This is a genomic window from Streptomyces sp. DSM 15324 (genome assembly GCF_001514285.1).
Classification (GTDB): Bacteria; Actinomycetota; Actinomycetes; order Streptomycetales; family Streptomycetaceae; genus Streptomyces.
In genome coordinates, this window is record NZ_KQ949032.1 from 116,869 (window position 1) to 133,194 (window position 16,326).

At 69.7% G+C, this 16,326-nt stretch carries 15 protein-coding genes and 1 tRNA gene; 6 read left to right on the forward strand and 10 right to left on the reverse strand.

From position 1 onward, the window contains the following. Positions 1 to 19: 19 nt before the first annotated feature. The 4 genes from AQJ58_RS28510 to AQJ58_RS28525 form a co-directional block, all read right to left on the reverse strand. Complete coding sequence (locus tag AQJ58_RS28510; RefSeq protein WP_067255353.1) at positions 20 to 349, reverse strand: rhodanese-like domain-containing protein; 330 nt, start codon at positions 347 to 349, stop codon at positions 20 to 22. Positions 350 to 402: 53 nt separating this feature from the next. After that, positions 403 to 1,200 carry a J domain-containing protein gene (locus AQJ58_RS28515; protein WP_067255355.1) on the reverse strand — a complete coding sequence of 266 codons (798 nt, stop codon included), beginning with the start codon at positions 1,198 to 1,200 and terminating at the stop codon, positions 403 to 405. 310 nt (positions 1,201 to 1,510) lie between these two features. Beyond that, positions 1,511 to 2,980: a DUF2252 domain-containing protein gene (locus tag AQJ58_RS28520; protein WP_067255357.1), complete on the reverse strand. Its 1,470-nt coding sequence runs from the start codon at positions 2,978 to 2,980 to the stop codon at positions 1,511 to 1,513. 237 nt (positions 2,981 to 3,217) lie between these two features. Continuing rightward, positions 3,218 to 3,304: transfer RNA gene (locus AQJ58_RS28525), tRNA-Leu, on the reverse strand. A gap of 431 nt (positions 3,305 to 3,735) precedes the next feature. On the opposite strand from AQJ58_RS28525, the gene AQJ58_RS28530 reads away from it, so the two are divergent. The 6 genes from AQJ58_RS28530 (at position 3,736) to pknB (ending at position 11,904) form a co-directional block, all read left to right on the forward strand. Then, on the forward strand, positions 3,736 to 4,599 hold the full coding sequence (locus AQJ58_RS28530) for an FHA domain-containing protein (RefSeq protein ID WP_067255360.1): 864 nt from the start codon (positions 3,736 to 3,738) through the stop codon (positions 4,597 to 4,599). A gap of 10 nt (positions 4,600 to 4,609) precedes the next feature. Then, positions 4,610 to 5,128 carry an FHA domain-containing protein FhaB/FipA gene (locus AQJ58_RS28535; RefSeq protein WP_055636209.1) on the forward strand — a complete coding sequence of 173 codons (519 nt, stop codon included), beginning with the start codon at positions 4,610 to 4,612 and terminating at the stop codon, positions 5,126 to 5,128. Between the two features lie 140 nt (positions 5,129 to 5,268). Continuing rightward, a complete protein-coding gene (locus tag AQJ58_RS28540; protein ID WP_067255362.1) occupies positions 5,269 to 6,822 on the forward strand; it encodes a Stp1/IreP family PP2C-type Ser/Thr phosphatase in 1,554 nt (517 codons plus the stop codon). A 27-nt stretch (positions 6,823 to 6,849) separates the two neighbouring features. After that, complete coding sequence (locus AQJ58_RS28545) at positions 6,850 to 8,289, forward strand: FtsW/RodA/SpoVE family cell cycle protein (RefSeq protein WP_067255364.1); 1,440 nt, start codon at positions 6,850 to 6,852, stop codon at positions 8,287 to 8,289. Continuing rightward, positions 8,286 to 9,755: a peptidoglycan D,D-transpeptidase FtsI family protein gene (locus tag AQJ58_RS28550; protein WP_067255365.1), complete on the forward strand. Its 1,470-nt coding sequence runs from the start codon at positions 8,286 to 8,288 to the stop codon at positions 9,753 to 9,755. The genes AQJ58_RS28545 and AQJ58_RS28550 overlap by 4 nt, the downstream gene beginning before the upstream one ends. A 169-nt stretch (positions 9,756 to 9,924) precedes the next feature. Then, complete coding sequence (gene pknB / locus AQJ58_RS28555) at positions 9,925 to 11,904, forward strand: Stk1 family PASTA domain-containing Ser/Thr kinase (RefSeq protein ID WP_067255367.1); 1,980 nt, start codon at positions 9,925 to 9,927, stop codon at positions 11,902 to 11,904. Positions 11,905 to 11,989: 85 nt separating this feature from the next. Here pknB and AQJ58_RS28560 read toward each other — a convergent pair whose 3' ends face one another. Genes AQJ58_RS28560 through AQJ58_RS28580 form a run of 6 tightly spaced genes read right to left on the reverse strand, consistent with a single transcriptional unit; the run spans position 11,990 to position 16,254 of the window. Continuing rightward, positions 11,990 to 12,754, reverse strand: a complete 765-nt coding sequence (locus tag AQJ58_RS28560; RefSeq protein ID WP_199844707.1) for a class E sortase — start codon at positions 12,752 to 12,754, stop codon at positions 11,990 to 11,992. Between the two features lie 6 nt (positions 12,755 to 12,760). Continuing rightward, entirely contained in the window at positions 12,761 to 13,945 is a 1,185-nt protein-coding gene (locus AQJ58_RS28565) for a class E sortase (protein ID WP_067255369.1), read from the reverse strand. Then, on the reverse strand, positions 13,942 to 14,580 hold the full coding sequence (locus tag AQJ58_RS28570) for an aminodeoxychorismate/anthranilate synthase component II (RefSeq protein ID WP_067255370.1): 639 nt from the start codon (positions 14,578 to 14,580) through the stop codon (positions 13,942 to 13,944). Before AQJ58_RS28570 ends, AQJ58_RS28565 begins: the two co-directional genes overlap by 4 nt. Continuing rightward, positions 14,577 to 14,738 (reverse strand): hypothetical protein, encoded by a 162-nt coding sequence (locus tag AQJ58_RS41650; RefSeq protein ID WP_199844708.1) that lies wholly within the window; start codon positions 14,736 to 14,738, stop codon positions 14,577 to 14,579. Before AQJ58_RS41650 ends, AQJ58_RS28570 begins: the two co-directional genes overlap by 4 nt. Before the next feature lie 52 nt (positions 14,739 to 14,790). Then, positions 14,791 to 15,468: a class E sortase gene (locus tag AQJ58_RS28575; protein ID WP_067255372.1), complete on the reverse strand. Its 678-nt coding sequence runs from the start codon at positions 15,466 to 15,468 to the stop codon at positions 14,791 to 14,793. An 18-nt stretch (positions 15,469 to 15,486) separates the two neighbouring features. Further along, positions 15,487 to 16,254 (reverse strand): DUF881 domain-containing protein, encoded by a 768-nt coding sequence (locus AQJ58_RS28580; RefSeq protein WP_079079299.1) that lies wholly within the window; start codon positions 16,252 to 16,254, stop codon positions 15,487 to 15,489. Positions 16,255 to 16,326: the final 72 nt, after the last annotated feature.

The following is a 16,326-nucleotide window of genomic DNA, read 5'->3' on the forward strand; positions in this document are numbered from 1 at the left end:
GGTGGGTCGCTGACTCAGGTCAGAGAACAGCTCCCGGCTGTCCCTCGTCCGTCACCACGGGACGGCCCAGGGCCTGCCAGAACTGCATGCCGCCGTCGACGTTCACCGCGTCGACGCCCTGCTGGAGGAGGTACATCGTGACCTGGGCCGAACGGCCGCCGGACCGGCAGATCACATGGACGCGTCCGTCCTGCGGGGCCGCCTCGGTCAGCTCGCCGTAGCGGGCGACGAACTCACTGAGGGGAATGTGCAGCGCCCCTTCGGCATGACCCGCCTGCCACTCGTCGTCCTCGCGGACGTCCAGCAGGAAGTCACCGTCCCCGACCTCGCCAACCTCGACCGTGGGCACCCCAGCTCCAAAACTCATGCCCCCGACGCTACCGGACGTGACCGCCCCGGCCACTACCCCACGAGCCCGGCGAGCTCGGCCTCCTTCTTGGCGACGTCCGCGAGCAGCTGCTCGGCGATCTCGTCCAGCAGCCGGTCGGGGTCGTCCGGGGCCATCTTCAGCATCGAGCCGATGGCGCTCTCCTCCAGGTTGCGGGCGACCAGCGCGAGCAGCTCCTTGCGCTCGGCCAGCCACTCCAGCCGGGCGTAGAGCTCCTCGCTGGGGGTCGGGCGGCGCTCGGCGGGCGGCGGGCCCGCGGCCCACTCCTCGGCCAGCACCCGCAGCGCGGCCTCGTCCCCGCGGGCGTAGGCGGCGTTGACGCGGGTGATGAACTCCTCGCGCCGGGCCCGCTCCTCGTCCTGCTGGGCCAGGTCGGGGTGGGCCTTGCGGGCCAGCTCGCGGTAGAGCTTGCGGACCTCCTCGCTGGGCCGCACCCGCTGCGGCGGCTGCACCGGCTGCTCCGTGAGCATCGCCACGGCCTCCGGGAAGAGCCCCTCGCCGTCCATCCAGCCGTGGAACAGCTCCTCGACCCCCGGCATCGGCAGCACCCGGGCCCGCGCCTCCCGGGCCTGGCGCAGGTCCTCGGGGTCGCCGGAGCGGGCCGCCCTCGCCTCGGCGATCAGTGCGTCCAGCTCGTCGAGCCGGGTGTACATGGGGCCGAGTTTCTGGTGGTGGAGCCGCGAGAAGTTCTCGACCTCGACGCGGAAGGTCTCCACCGCGATCTCGAACTCGATCAACGCCTGCTCGGCGGCCCGCACGGCCTGCTCCAGCCGCTCCTCGGGCCGCGACTGCTCAGCTTCGGGGGTCGTCACCCGACCAGCCTAGGCCAAGCCCGCACGCCCCGAGGCGGCTCACCGCCCCCGACCGGCCCCGCCGTCCTCGCCCAGGCCGAGAGCGACCCGCGAAAGCCCCGCACACCGCGAACACGCACCGAACCCCGCCGACACGCACCGAACCCCGCCGGGCACGCACCGAACCCCGCCGGCACGCACCAGACCCCGTCGGCACGCACCAGACCCCGCCCGGCACATCGCGCACCACTCGCAGCACGCGCACCGCGCGCCACGCGCACCGCGGGCACCGTACAGGCCTTCGAAACAGCCCTTTAGACCCCCCTCTCCGCTAGACCCCCGTCTCCGCCGCGATCCGCCCCGCCCGTACCGCCGCCACCAGCTCGGAGTGGTCGGCCTCGGTGCGGTCGGCGTAGGCGACGGCGAAGTCGGCGATCGCCTCGTCGAGTTCCTCGTTCTTGCCGCAGTAGCCGGCGATCAGCCGCGGGTCGGCGCTGTGGGAGTGGGCGCGGGCCAGCAGGGCACCCGTCATCCGGCCGTAGTCGTCGACCTGGTCGGCGGCGAGCGCGGCCGGGTCGACACTGCCCTTGCGATTGCGGAACTGCCGCACCTGGAAGGGCCTGCCCTCGACGGTCGTCCAGCCCAGCAGGATGTCGCTGACGACCTGCATCCGCTTCTGGCCCAGCACCACCCGACGGCCCTCGTGGTCGACGGCGGGCGTCTCGAAGCCGGCGGTCAGCAGATGCGGCACGAGTGCCGAGGGACGGGCCTCCTTCACCTGGAGGATCAGCGGCTCGCCCCGGTGGTCCAGGAGCAGCACGACGTACGACCGCGTGCCCACGCTGCCCGTGCCGACGACCCGGAAGGCGACGTCGTGCACCGCGTGCCGGGCCAGCAGCGGGTGACGGTCCTCGGAGAGGGTGGCCAGGTACGGCTCCAGGGAGAGGGCCACCGCGGCGGCCTCCCCGTCCGGGATCCGGCGCAGCACCGGCGGGGCGTCGACGAAGCGGTGACCGCCGTCCTCGGTGCGGGTGGTGGACTTCGCCGCGAACCGCCCGCTGGTGTTGGCCCGCGCCTTCTCCGAGACCCGCTCCAGCGTGCCGACCAGGTCGTGGGCGTCGGTGTGGGAGACCAGTTCCTCGTCGGCGATCGCGTTCCAGGCGTCCAGCACGGGCAGCCGGGCCAGGAGCCGCATGGTGCGGCGGTAGGAGCCGGCCGCGTCGTGGGCGGCATGGCGGCAGGTGTCCTCGTCGGCGCCGGCCTCCCGGCCCGCGAGCACCAGGGAGGCGGCGAGCCGCTTGAGGTCCCACTCCCAGGGGCCGTGGACCGTCTCGTCGAAGTCGTTGAGGTCGATGACGAGCCCGCCGCGGGCGTCCCCGTACAGACCGAAGTTGGCCGCGTGGGCGTCACCGCAGATCTGGGCGCCGATACGCGTCATCGGGGTGCGGGCGAGGTCATGGGCCATGAGTCCCGCCGAGCCGCGCAGGAACGCGAACGGGGTGGCCGCCATCCGGCCGACCCGTATCGGCGTGAGTTCCGGGATACGCCCCTGGTTGGACTCCTCGACCGCCGTCACCGCGTCCGGGCGGGAGGCGTCCAGATCGAGCACGGCGTGCGAGGACCGCGCGACCACGTCCCGGAGCGCCTTGCCCCGCTCCTTCGGTGTACCGGCGCCGGCTCCCCCGACGGCCGCCCCCGCGGCCTCGTCCGCGGTCCCCGCCGAGAATCGCCCGGCGAATCCCCTGACGTGAGGCAGTCGGCGCGCCCCGCCCGCAACTGCCCCCGCCTCGGCCTCGGTCACGGTGACCGCCTCCCCCGCATCTCCGTAAACGCGTCACATCCGTACGCGCCATTTCCGAACGCGCCATTTCCGTACGCGTCGATCAATATCAGCCGACCGTACCGCCCGTGGCCTGCGTCACGGCAGTCCTGTTTCACGTGAAACCACGAAGATCGACAGCCTGAGACGTTCCTCACACGCCGTGAGCGCGTTTACACACGCGGAAGCCCCCAGGTCTGAGACCTGGGGGCTTCCGTCTGGTGCGCGAGGGGGGAGTTGAACCCCCACGCCCTTGCGGGCACTGGAACCTGAATCCAGCGCGTCTGCCTATTCCGCCACCCGCGCATTGGGTGTGTCCTCGGGCTTCGGGCTTTTCGTCCCGGCGCCTTCCGACATGCAGAACACTAGCACGGTGACCAGGGTGCGTTCACATCCCTTATCCGGGGCACAGGACCGGTGGGAGGCCGACGGCAACCTTGTGCGTCTCGGCGGTGACTGGTTCACGTACCAACCTCGTACCTATGGCGTCCGTCTCCCCGGGAGCCGGACCAGGTCCACAGTCGGGTGCGGGACACTGGTCCTCGGCCGCCTCTACGATCCTGGGCAGAACCGGTACGGAAGCAGGTACGGAGACAGGTGAGGACGAGGGCGTCGACACCTGTCGACGGGGCCGACAGGGGGAACCAGCCGATTCACCGGCGCGTGGATACGATCAGTAAGCAGTACCAGGTAGGCAGCAGGACACGGGACGCAGGTCACGACGGAGGAGGTGCCCCATGGGAGTCCTGAAGAAGTTCGAGCAGCGTCTCGAGGGTCTGGTCAACGGCACCTTCGCCAAGGTCTTCAAGTCCGAGGTCCAGCCCGTGGAGATCGCCGGAGCGCTCCAGCGCGAGTGCGACAACAACGCGACGATCTGGAACCGCGACCGGACCGTCGTCCCCAACGACTTCATCGTGGAGCTGAGCGCGCCGGACCACGAGCGCCTCAGCCCCTACTCCGGCCAGCTCGGCGACGAGCTCGCCGGCATGGTGCGCGACTACGCCAAGCAGCAGCGCTACACCTTCATGGGCCCGATCAAGGTCAACCTGGAGAAGGCGGACGACCTCGACACCGGCCTGTACCGGGTGCGCAGCCGTACACTCGCCTCCTCCAGCAGCCAGGCCGCCGCGGGCGCGCCGGGCGCCGGCCCCGCCCAGCGGCCCGGCGGCTACGGCTACCCGCCCGCCGGCGGCACCGCCGCTCCCCCCATGCCCTCCTCGCCCCCGCCGACCGGCGGCTACGGCTATCCGCCCGCCGCCGGTGCCCAGCGCCCCGGCGCCGCGGGCGGCGGCCTCGCCGGCGCCCCCGCGCCCGGCTCGCGCGCCCGCCACTGGGTGGAGATCAACGGCACCCGCCACCAGATCTCCCGCGGGACCCTCGTACTGGGCCGCTCCACCGAGGCCGACGTACGGATCGACGACCCCGGCGTGTCCCGCCGGCACTGCGAGATCCGGACCGGTTCGCCCTCGACGATCCAGGATCTCGGCTCCACCAACGGCATCGTGGTGGACGGCCAGCACACCACCCGCGCTACGCTCCGCGACGGCTCGCGGATCGTCGTGGGCAGCACCACCGTTATCTATAGGCAAGCCGAAGGGTGAAGCGGGGGCAATGTCAGAGCTGACCCTCACGGTCATGCGGCTGGGTTTCCTGGCCGTACTGTGGCTGTTCGTGATCGTGGCCGTCCAGGTCATCCGCAGCGACCTGTTCGGTACGCGCGTCACCCAGCGCGGCTCGCGACGGGAAGCGGGACGACCGCAGCAGGCCCAGCGCCAGCAGGCGCCCCCGCAGCAGCGCCAGCAGCCCGCCGCGTCCGGCGGCCGCCGGGGCCGCAACGCCCCGACCAAGCTCGTCGTGTCCGAGGGCATCCTCACCGGCACGACCGTCGCGTTGCAGGGACAGACCATCACCCTGGGCCGCGCGCACGACAGCACGATCGTGCTGGACGACGACTACGCCTCCAGCCGCCATGCCAGGATCTACCCGGACCGCGACGGCCAGTGGATCGTCGAGGACCTGGGCTCCACCAATGGCACGTACCTCGACCGAACGCGGTTGACGACCCCCACGCCGATCCCGCTGGGCGCGCCGATCCGTATCGGCAAGACCGTCATCGAGCTGCGGAAGTAGTGCTACATCATGACTGAGCGCGAGCGGAGCGAGCACGCCAGGACAGCCGGCACCCCGGTCCCGGGCGCGCTCCCGACCGGAGGGTGGGCAGTGTGGCTCGACACGACCGGCTGTACCCGGGGCCGACGGGCGAGGTGGGCATGAGTCTGTCACTGCGTTTCGCCGCCGGATCGCACAAGGGCATGATCCGCGAGGGCAACGAGGACTCCGGTTACGCCGGTCCCCGGCTGCTCGCCATCGCCGACGGCATGGGCGGCGCCGCCGCCGGTGAGGTCGCCTCCTCCGAGGCCATCTCCACCATCGTCGCCCTCGACGACGACGTGCCCGGCTCCGACGTCCTCACCTCGCTCGGCACCGCGGTGCAGCGCGCCAACGACCAGCTGCGCTCCCTGGTCGAGGAGGACCCCCAGCTCGAAGGCATGGGGACCACCCTGACCGCCCTGCTGTGGACGGGCCAGCGCCTCGGTCTGGTGCACGTCGGCGACTCGCGCGCCTACCTGCTCCGGGACGGCGTACTGACCCAGATCACGCAGGACCACACCTGGGTGCAGCGGCTGGTCGACGAGGGCCGCATCACCGAGGAAGAGGCCACCACCCACCCCCAGCGCTCCCTGCTGATGCGGGCCCTCGGCAGTGGCGAGCACGTCGAACCCGATCTGTCGATCCGTGAGGTCCGGGCCGGCGACCGCTACCTGATCTGCTCCGACGGACTGTCCGGTGTGGTCTCCCACCAGACCCTCGAGGAAACCCTCGCCAGCTACCAGGGCCCGCAGGAGACCGTGCAGGAGCTGATCCAGCTCGCACTGCGCGGCGGCGGCCCCGACAACATCACCGTCATCGTCGCCGACGTCCTCGACCTGGACACCGGCGACACCCTCGCCGGACAGCTCTCCGACACCCCGGTCGTGGTCGGCGCGGTCGCCGAGACCCAGCACCAGCTGCACGACAACGGCATCATGCAGACCCCGGCCGGCCGGGCCTCGAACCTCGGCCGCAGGCGCCACGCCGGCGGCGGGGGCGGGGGCGGCGCGTTCGGCCCGCCCGGCTCCGGCGGCGACATCACCGGCTTCATCCCCACCGACGGCTTCGGGGAGTACACCGACGACGACTTCGTCAAGCCGCGCAAGGGCCGCAGGTGGCTGAAGAGATCCTTCTACAGCGTCCTCACCCTCGCCGTGATCGGCGGGGGTCTCTACGGCGGCTGGCGCTGGACGCAGACGCAGTACTACGTCGGCACCAACGGCGAACACCTCGCGCTGTACCGGGGCATCAGCCAGGACCTGGCCTGGGTCTCGCTCTCGAAGGTGGAGAAGGACCACCCCGAGATCGAACTCAAGTACCTCCCGGAGTACCAGCAGAAGCAGGTCCAGGCCACGATCCCCGAGGGCAGCCTGAACAGCGCCCAGAAGAAGATCGAGGAACTGTCGGTCCAGGCGTCGGCGTGCCAGAAGCAGAAGCAGGCCGACGCGGCCAAGACCAAGGCCAGTTCCAGGACCGGCACCGGCCAGGCCGGCGGCGGCACGGGAACCACCCCCGTGTCCCTCACGTCCAAGGCTTCACCGAGCCCGACCCCGAACCCGAGCAAGCCGTCGGGTTCGTCGTCCCCGTCCCCGTCCGCGACCGCCCATCCCAGCCCCGGCCCCACTCTCTCGGAGGAAGAGCAGAAGGTCGTCTCGCGGTGCGGTGAGCAGTAGGCAAGCCGTGAGAGGCCCTGTCACATCATGAGCAGTACTACTAATTCGCCGACGCATCACACGTCCACGATCGGCTCGATCGGCACCCCGAGCCGGCGCAACACCGAGCTCGCGCTGCTGGTGTTCGCCGTCGTGATCCCGGTCTTCGCCTACGCCAACGTGGGCCTCGCGATCAACGACCAGGTGCCGTCCGGCCTGCTGAGCTACGGCCTGGGCCTCGGCCTGCTGGCCGGCGTCGCCCATCTCGTCGTACGCAAGTTCGCGCCGTACGCCGACCCGCTGCTGCTGCCGCTGGCCACCCTGCTGAACGGCCTCGGGCTCGTCGCCATCTGGAGACTGGACCAGTCGAAGCTGCTCCAGCAGATCAAGCAGGCGGGCACGGCCGCGCCCCGGCAGCTGATGTACACGGCGATGGGCATCGCGCTCTTCATCGTGGTGCTGATCTTCCTCAAGGACCACCGCGTCCTGCAGCGCTACACCTACATCTCCATGGTCGGCGCGGTGTTGCTGCTGCTCCTCCCGCTCGTCCCCGGTCTCGGCCAGAACATCTACGGCGCGAAGATCTGGATCTCGGTCGCCGGTTTCTCCATCCAGCCCGGTGAGTTCGCCAAGATCGTGCTGGCGATCTTCTTCGCCGGCTATCTGATGGTGAAGCGCGACGCGCTCGCCCTGGCCAGCCGCCGTGTCCTCGGCCTGTACCTGCCGCGCGGCCGCGACCTCGGCCCGATCGTCGTGGTCTGGCTGATCTCGATCCTGATCCTGGTCTTCGAGACGGACCTCGGCACCTCGCTGCTGTTCTTCGGAATGTTCGTCATCATGCTGTACGTCGCCACCGAGCGGACCAGCTGGATCGTCTTCGGTCTGCTGATGTCCGCGGCCGGCGCGGTCGGCGTGGCCCAGTTCGAGAGCCACGTCCAGCAGCGTGTCCAGGCCTGGCTCGACCCGATGAACGAGTACAAGCTCTCCCAGGCGGGCCAGGTCGGCCACTCCGAGCAGGCCATGCAGGCGCTGTGGGCGTTCGGCTCCGGCGGCACCCTCGGCACCGGCTGGGGCCAGGGCCACTCCGAGCTGATCAAGTTCGCGGCCAACTCCGACTTCATCCTCGCCACGTTCGGCGAGGAGCTGGGCCTCGCCGGCATCATGGCGCTGCTCCTGCTGTACGGCCTGATCGTGGAACGCGGCGTACGCACCGCCCTCGCCGCCCGCGACCCGTTCGGCAAGCTGCTCGCCATCGGCCTCTCCGGCGCCTTCGCGCTCCAGGTGTTCGTCGTCGCCGGCGGTGTGATGGGCCTCATCCCGCTCACCGGTATGACGATGCCCTTCCTGGCGTACGGCGGTTCGTCCGTCATCGCCAACTGGGCCCTGATCGGCATCCTGATCCGGATCAGCGACACCGCGCGGCGTCCCGCCCCGGCCCCCGCCTCCAACCCCGACGCCGAGATGACCCAGGTGGTCCGCCCGTCATGAACAAGCCCCTGCGCCGGATCGCGATCTTCTGCGGCCTTCTCGTGCTGACCCTGCTGCTGCGGGACAACTACCTGCAGTACGTCAAGGCGGACAGCCTGGCGAGCGACACCAAGAACCGCCGCGTCAACATCACGCGCTACTCCACCCCTCGCGGAGACATCATCGTCGACGGCAAGGCCATCACCGGCTCCGTCGAGACCACCGGCGACTACAAGTACAAGCGCACCTGGAAGAACGGTGCCATGTGGGCGCCGGTCACCGGCTTCTCCTCGCAGGCCTTCGGCGCCAACCAGCTGGAGAAGCTCGAGGACGGCATCCTCTCCGGCAACGACGACCGGCTCTTCTTCCGCAACACCCTCGACATGATCACGGGCAAGGAGAAGGAGGGCGGCAGCGTCGTCACCACCCTCAACGCCGCCGCCCAGAAGGCCGCCTACGAAGGCCTCGGCGGCAAGAAGGGCGCCGTCGCCGCGATCGAGCCGTCCACCGGCAAGATCCTGGCCCTGGTCTCCACGCCGTCGTACGACCCCTCCAAGTTCGCCGGGTCCTCCAACAAGGACCAGGAGGCGTGGCTGGCGGTCAAGAAGGAGAACAACCCCGACGACCCGATGCTGAACCGCGCGCTGCGCGAGACCTATCCGCCGGGCTCCACGTTCAAGGTGGTCACGGCGGCGGCGGCGCTGGAGAACGGCGAGGTCGAGGGGATCGACGACAAGACGGACACCCCGGACCCGTTCCCGCTGCCGGAGTCCTCGAGCAAGCTCACCAACGAGCACGGCGCGTGCCGGAACGCCTCCCTGCGGTACGCGCTCATGGTGTCCTGCAACACCGTCTTCGCGAAGATGGCCGACAACGTCGGCAACGCGAAGATGATCGAGCAGGCGGAGAAGTTCGGCTTCAACGAGACCGAGCTGGACACCCCGGTGCGCGCCGCCGAGAGCATCTACCCCAAGGACAACCGGCCGCAGAACGCCCAGGACGGCATCGGCCAGGCCTCCAACCGCGCCACCCCGCTCCAGATGGCCATGGTCGCCTCGGCGGTCGCCAACGACGGCAAGCTGATGAAGCCGTACATGGTCGACGAGCTCAAGGCGCCGAACCTGGACACCCTGGAGACGACCGAGCCCCAGCAGCTGTCCCAGGCGGTCTCCGCGGAGACCGCGCAGAAGCTCCAGGACATGATGGTGACGGTCGTCAACGACCCGCAGGGCACCGGTGGCAAGGCCAAGATCTCCGGCGTCGAGGTCGGCGGCAAGACCGGTACCGCCCAGCACGGCCTGAACAACAGCGAGAAGCCGTACGCCTGGTTCATCTCGTACGCGAAACTGTCCGACGGCAGCACGCCGGTGGCCGTCGCGGTCGTCGTCGAGGACGGCGCGGCCAACCGTGAGGACATCACCGGTGGCGGTCTCGCCGGTCCGATCGCAAGGGACGTGATGAAGGCCGTCATCGACAGCAAGAAGTGACCCCCATCACGTTGCCTGCACATCGGTGCACGTTGCGATACCGGTCCTGCATCGGGTGACGGGCTTGGCCAGGTCACGCACCGCCGTCCGGGTACGGTATGCCCGGACGGCAGCCTTCGACCGCACATGTGTGCCGGTCGGGACCGACGGAGAGGGCTGGTAGGTAGCTATGGAAGAGCCGCGTCGCCTCGGCGGCCGGTACGAGCTGGGCCATGTGCTCGGTCGTGGTGGCATGGCGGAGGTCTATTTCGCGCACGACACCCGCCTCGGCCGCGCCGTGGCGGTGAAGACGCTGCGCGTGGACCTCGCGCGCGACCCTTCCTTCCAGGCCCGGTTCCGCCGGGAGGCCCAGTCGGCCGCCTCGCTCAACCACCCCGCGATCGTCGCGGTCTACGACACCGGCGAGGACTACATCGACGGGGTCTCGATCCCGTACATCGTCATGGAGTACGTCGAGGGCTCCACGCTCCGTGAACTGCTCCACTCCGGCCGCAAGCTGCTGCCGGAGCGGACGCTGGAGATGACGATCGGCATCCTCCAGGGCCTGGAGTACGCGCACAGAAGCGGCATCGTGCACCGGGACATCAAGCCGGCCAACGTCATGCTCACGCGCAACGGCCAGGTCAAGGTCATGGACTTCGGCATCGCCCGTGCGATGGGCGACTCCGGCATGACCATGACGCAGACCGCGGCCGTCATCGGCACCGCCCAGTACCTCTCCCCGGAGCAGGCGAAGGGCGAGCAGGTCGACGCCCGCTCGGACCTGTACTCGACGGGTTGCCTGCTGTACGAGCTGTTGACGGTACGGCCGCCCTTCGTGGGCGACTCCCCGGTGGCCGTCGCCTACCAGCACGTCCGTGAGGAGCCGCAGCCCCCGTCGGTCTTCGACCCCGAGATCACCCCCGAGATGGACGCGATCGTCCTGAAGGCGCTGGTCAAGGACCCGAACTACCGCTACCAGTCGGCCGACCAGATGCGCGCGGACATCGAGGCCTGCCTCGACGGCCAGCCCGTCTCGGCCACGGCGGCGATGGGCTCCGTGGGCTACGGCTACGGCGACGACCAGGCCACCACGGCCCTGCGCTCCGCCGACGGCGGCGCCACCTCGATGATGCCGCCGATGAACCCGGACGACGGCGGCTACGGCTTCGGCACCTATGACGACCGCCCGGACCGCCGCCGCCAGAAGAAGTCGAACACGTCGACGATCCTGCTGGTGGTGGCCGCGGTCCTGGTGCTGGTGGGCGCGATCCTGATCGGGAAGTACGCGTTCGACGGCAAGAACGCGAACGACGAGTTGGTGCCCGTACCCAGCCTGATCAGCCAGACCGAGGCCAACGCCAGACAACAGCTGACCAATGTCGACCTCAAGGTCGGCACGGTCACCAAGAAGCCCTGCGAGGACCAGCCCGCCGGCCAGATCTGCTCACAGGACCCGGAAGCCAAGACCAAGGTCAAGAAGAACACCACGGTCAACCTGGTGGTCTCGACCGGCGCGCCGAAGGTGGCGGTGCCGGACGTCCAGGGCCTGACGTTCGACAAGGCCAAGGAGCAACTGGAGGCCAAGGGCTTCGAGGTCGAGCAGAAGACCCAGGAGTCCGACCAGACTCCTGGAGTCGTCATCGACCAGAACCCGAAGGGCGACACCGAGCGGGAGAAGGGCTCCACGATCACCCTGACTGTCGCGGCCGAAAAGGCGAAGGCCACCGTCCCCGACGTCTCCGGCCAGAGCTGTGACGCCGCCAAGAACCAGATGCAGGCCAACAACCTGACCGGCAACTGCGTCGAGGTCGACACCCAGGACCCGAACCAGGTCGGCAAGGTCATCTCGACCAGCCCGTCCATCGGCTCCCAGGTCGACAAGGGCTCCACGGTGACGATCCAGGTCGGCAAGAGCAGCCAGACCCAGGTGCCGCCCGACCTCCAGGGCCTGAGCCTGAAGGACGCCAAGCAGAAGCTCTCGGACGCGGGCCTGAACGTCGGCCAGATCTCCGGCTCCCAGGACGACGACGCCCAGGTCGTCGGCTCCGACCCGAGCCCCGGCAGCACGGTCAACCGCGGCACCACGGTCAACCTGATCGCCATCAAGACCGGGAACAACAACGGCGGCAACAACGGCGGCGGCTTCTTCGGCGGCGGCAACGGTTAGCCCCTGAGCCCGCACGGGCCGACGGCGAGGGGCCCGGTACTCGGATCGGACGAGTACCGGGCCCCTTGTCGTGCCGCCGGGGCGGTCAGCCGTTCAGTTCCTTCGGCGGAGTGCGCTTCGCGTCGACCTTCTGGACCCGCTCCAGTTCGCCCCACACCACATAGCGGTAGCGCGAGGTGTACACCGGGGTGCAGGTCGTCAGGGTGATGTAGTGGCCGGGCTTCTTCTTGCCGGACTCCTCGGGGATCCGGCCGAGGACCTCGACGTTGTACTTCGAGGTCTCGGGGAGGATCGCGTAGACCTTGTAGACGTACCAGTCGTCCCGCGTCTCGAAGACGATCGGGTCGCCCTTCTTCAGCTTGTCGATGTTGTGGAACTTCGCGCCGTGGCCGTCCCGGTGCGCGGCGAGGGTGAAGTTGCCCTTCTTGCCGCTGGTGGGGAGCACGGCCTTGACGGGGTCGGTGTAGTAGCCGGCCACGCCCTCGTTGAGGACGTCCGTCGAGGTGCCCTTCTCGACCAGGACCTCGCCGTTCCTCAGGGCGGGCACGTGCAGGAAGCCGATGCCGTCCTTGGTGTCGAGCGCGCCCGGCCCGGTGTCCTGCTGGGCCCACTCGTCCCGGACCTTGTCGGCCTGTCTGTCGGCGTGCCGGTCGGCGACGACGTTCGTCCACCACAGGGAGTAGACGACGAACAGGCCGAGGACCAGGCCCGCCGTGATGAGGAGTTCACCGAAGACGCTGACGGCGAGGGCGACCCGCCCCCGCCCGGGCGGCCCCGCCGATGAGTCCGATGAGTCCGTCTGCGGATCCCGTACCTGCTCGGTGTCGCCGGTGGTCGCTGCCACGTTCATCTGCCCCTACTCGACTAGCGCATCCGGCTTGCCCTTGCTGCGCGGCCGTTCCTCGACCATCTTGCCCCAGACGATCAACCGGTACTTGCTGGTGAACTCCGGCGTACAGGTGGTGAGGGTGATGTACCGCCCCGGAGCGGTGAAACCGGACTGCGGCGGTACGGCGTCGAGGACGCTGGTGTTCTTGGGCGAGGTGACGGGCAACGACGACGTCATCTTGTAGACGAAGTACTCGTCCTGCGTCTCCACGACGATGTCGTCGCCCTGCTGGAGCCGATTGATGTAGCGGAACGGTTCGCCGTGCGTGTTGCGGTGCCCGGCGAGCCCGAAGTTGCCGCTCTTGTCCTCCGGCATGGCCGTCTTCAGCGCGCCCTCGCCGTAGTGCCCGACCATGCCCTTGTCGAGCACCTTCTTGTTGCTGACGCCCTCGGCGATCGGCACGACCACGTCCAGCTTGGGGATGTGCAGGATCGCGAAGCCCTGCCCGGGGGAGAAGGTGCCCGGGTTGCGCTTGCCGGTCGCCCAGTCGTCCTGGAGGCTGTTCGCCTCCTTGCTGGCCTGGGCGTGCGCCCGCACGTTCGTCCACCAGAGCTGGTAGCTGACGAAGAGCAGCATCAGCACGCCCGTGGTGATGAACACCTCGCCGACCGCCCGGCTGGCGACGACCGCGGCGCTGGGCTTGCGCGCCTTGGCCTGCCGGCGGGCCTCCACCCGCGACAGCGGCCGCTCGTCCTGCGAGGGCGCGATCGCCGGCTCGTCCGCCTCGAGAACTCCCGCGGCGGAGCCGCCGACGCGGCCGCGACGGCCCTTGGCCGCCCTTCTGCGGGCCGCTCGGCCACCCGCGGGGGTTCCGGGGACAGGAGGGGCCGCTGTGGCGCCAGAGGCGCCTGTGGCGTCCCGGAAGGGGTCGGCCCCCGGCGGTGGCTCGGGGATCCGCAGCGCCACCGTCTCCTCGTCGATGGGCGGAAGCTGCTGGGTGAACGCCTCCGCGCCGCTCGCCGCGCCACTCGCCGCCCCGCTCCTCGGTTCGGCACCCGGAGCCGGCTTTCGCCGTCGCCCGGTGCCGGGCCGCGGATCGCCGACGTACGGCTGGGCGCCCGGCGGCCGCTCCCCCGCATACGCATCCACACCGAAGGACTCGTACGGCGCGCTGCCGTACGAGTCCTCGCGCTCGGGGCGCAACGCGGTCACGCCGTGGCCCTGCCCACCACCGGGGCGAGCCCCGCCGACCTCGCCACCGCGCCCTGGTCACCGCACTCCACCAGCCAGTTGGCCAGCATCCGGTGGCCGTGCTCGGTCAGCACCGACTCCGGGTGGAACTGGACGCCCTCGACCGGCAGTTCCCGGTGGCGCAGCCCCATGACGATGCCGTCGTGGGTGCGGGCGGTGACCTCCAGCTCGGCCGGGACGGTGGCCGGCTCGGCGGCGAGCGAGTGGTAGCGGGTCGCGGTGAACGGGGTGGGCAGTCCGCTGAAGACACCCTTGCCCCCGTGTTCCACCAGCGAGGTCTTGCCGTGCAGCAGCTCGGGCGCACGGTCGACGACACCGCCGTACGCCACCTGCATCGACTGCATGCCCAGGCAGACGCCGAAGACGGGGACGCCGGTGGCCGCGCAGTGGCGGACCATCTCGATGCAGACGCCGGCCTCCTCGGGCGTGCCGGGGCCGGGGGACAGCAGAACGCCGTCGAAGCCGTCCTGGGCGTGGGCCGTGGAGACCTCGTCGTTGCGCAGGACCTCGCACTCGGCGCCCAGTTGGTACAGGTACTGGACGAGGTTGAAGACGAAGCTGTCGTAGTTGTCGACGACGAGAATGCGCGCGCTCACTGGTTGTCCACCGTCACATCGTTGAAGGGAAGCAGCGGTTCGGCCCACGGGAAGACGTACTGAAAGAGGGCATAGACGACAGCCAGGACCAGCACGATCGAGATCAGCGCCTTCACCCACGCGTTTCCCGGCAGATGCCGCCAGATCCAGCCGTACATGCCGTCCCTTCCGTCGCACCACGGCACCTGACTCACGCCGTACGCCACCAGACTAACGGCGCAGGGCCTTGGGTTCGCCTGCCTCCACGGGCTGTGTGGAGTCGAGGTGCGCCCAGACGATCAGCCGATGACTGTGCCCCCATTCCGGATCGCACGTGGTCAGCGTCAGATACCGGCCCGGACGCGTATACCCCGACTTACGTGGCACAGCGTCGATCACCTCGACGTCGGAGGGCACGGTTTTGTAGGGGCCTTTGTCGATCCGATACGTGAACCAGGTCGTGCCGTCGGTGAGCACCACCGCGTCCCCGCGCCGCAGCTCGGGGAAGTCCTTGAAGGGATCGCCGTAGGTGCGGCGGTGACCCGCGACGGAGAAGTTCCCGGGCTGTCCGAGCCGTGCCGTGCCGGTGTAGTGGCCCAGCCCCTTCTTCAGGGTGCCGGTCCCGGTGCCTTCGAGGACCGGCTTGTTCCACGTGAAACCGAGGCGCGGGATGTACATGACCGCGAAGGGCTGTCCGCCGCGGTACGGCGCCGGCGGCGCGGGGCTGCTCATCCGGGGGGCCGGCTGCCGGGTGGCCCACCGGTGGTGCAGGTCGTCGATCTGGTCGCCCATGGCCCGGTCGGCCCGCACGCCGGTCCAGAAGAGCACATAGGCGACGAAGAGCACGATGAGGGCGCCGACGGTGATGCACAGTTCGCTGAACGTCCTGACGATCACCCGTAACGACACAGGCGCTCCCGCCGGTTGCTACTCCACAGGCTTCGCGTAGTGCAGATCCACTGTGCCCGAGTAGCCCGGCAGAGTCACCGTCCCGTCCTCGGTGACTTTCCAGCCCAGGCCGTAGACGTTGACGTAGACCATGTAGTTCTGGATCGCGGGCGAGTCCGCGAGCGCCTTCTGGAGCTTCTCCGGGTCGCCGACCGCCTGGATCTTGTACGGCGGTGAGTAGACCCGGCCCTGGAGGATCAGGGTGTTGCCGACGCAGCGCACGGCGCTGGTGGAGATCAGCCGCTGGTCCATGACCTTGATGCCGTGGGCGCCGCCCTTCCACAGGGCGTTGACCACGGCCTGGAGGTCCTGCTGGTGGATGACAAGGTAGTCGGGCTGGGGCGCGGGGTAGCCGGGGAGCTTGGCGGTGGCGTTGGGCGGGGCGTCGTTGAGGGTGACCGTGATCGCCTTGCCCCTGAGCTTCTGGGTGCCGGCGCTCTCCTCCAGGCCCGCGAGCTTCTCGTCCTCGGCGCTGGTGCTGCCGTCGTCCGCCTCGGCCAGGGACTCCACCTGCGAGCGCAGGGCCCCGTTGGACTCGTCCAGCTCGCCGTTCTTGCGGCTGTGCTCCTGGATCAGGTCGGAGAGCTTCAGCAGGGAGGCGTCCGTGCGGATGTTCGTGCCCTTGGCCGTCTGGAAGCTGGTGACGAAGAGGAGTCCGGCGAGGGCGAAGACGCCCGCGGTGAGCATGCGCACAGGACGGTGACGGGGCGTTGAACCCGTGCGGGGGGAGTCGGCAGAATTGCTCAACGTACCCTTATCTCCTTCGGCGCCGTAGAAGCACTACGCTAACGGACGCCCGGGGGAGCCCTTCAGTCCCCT

What these genes read in the sequence shown, in the direction of transcription:
- AQJ58_RS28540 (WP_067255362.1), top strand. Translation starts at nt 5,269, where the DNA reads ATGAGTCTGTCACTGCGTTTCGCCGCCGGATCGCACAAGGGCATGATC.
- AQJ58_RS28550 (WP_067255365.1), top strand. Translation starts at nt 8,286, where the DNA reads ATGAACAAGCCCCTGCGCCGGATCGCGATCTTCTGCGGCCTTCTCGTG.
- AQJ58_RS41650 (WP_199844708.1), bottom strand. Translation starts at nt 14,738, where the DNA reads ATGTACGGCTGGATCTGGCGGCATCTGCCGGGAAACGCGTGGGTGAAG.
- pknB (WP_067255367.1), top strand. Translation starts at nt 9,925, where the DNA reads ATGGAAGAGCCGCGTCGCCTCGGCGGCCGGTACGAGCTGGGCCATGTG.
- AQJ58_RS28545 (WP_067255364.1), top strand. Translation starts at nt 6,850, where the DNA reads ATGAGCAGTACTACTAATTCGCCGACGCATCACACGTCCACGATCGGC.
- AQJ58_RS28535 (WP_055636209.1), top strand. Translation starts at nt 4,610, where the DNA reads ATGTCAGAGCTGACCCTCACGGTCATGCGGCTGGGTTTCCTGGCCGTA.
- AQJ58_RS28530 (WP_067255360.1), top strand. Translation starts at nt 3,736, where the DNA reads ATGGGAGTCCTGAAGAAGTTCGAGCAGCGTCTCGAGGGTCTGGTCAAC.
- AQJ58_RS28560 (WP_199844707.1), bottom strand. Translation starts at nt 12,754, where the DNA reads ATGAACGTGGCAGCGACCACCGGCGACACCGAGCAGGTACGGGATCCG.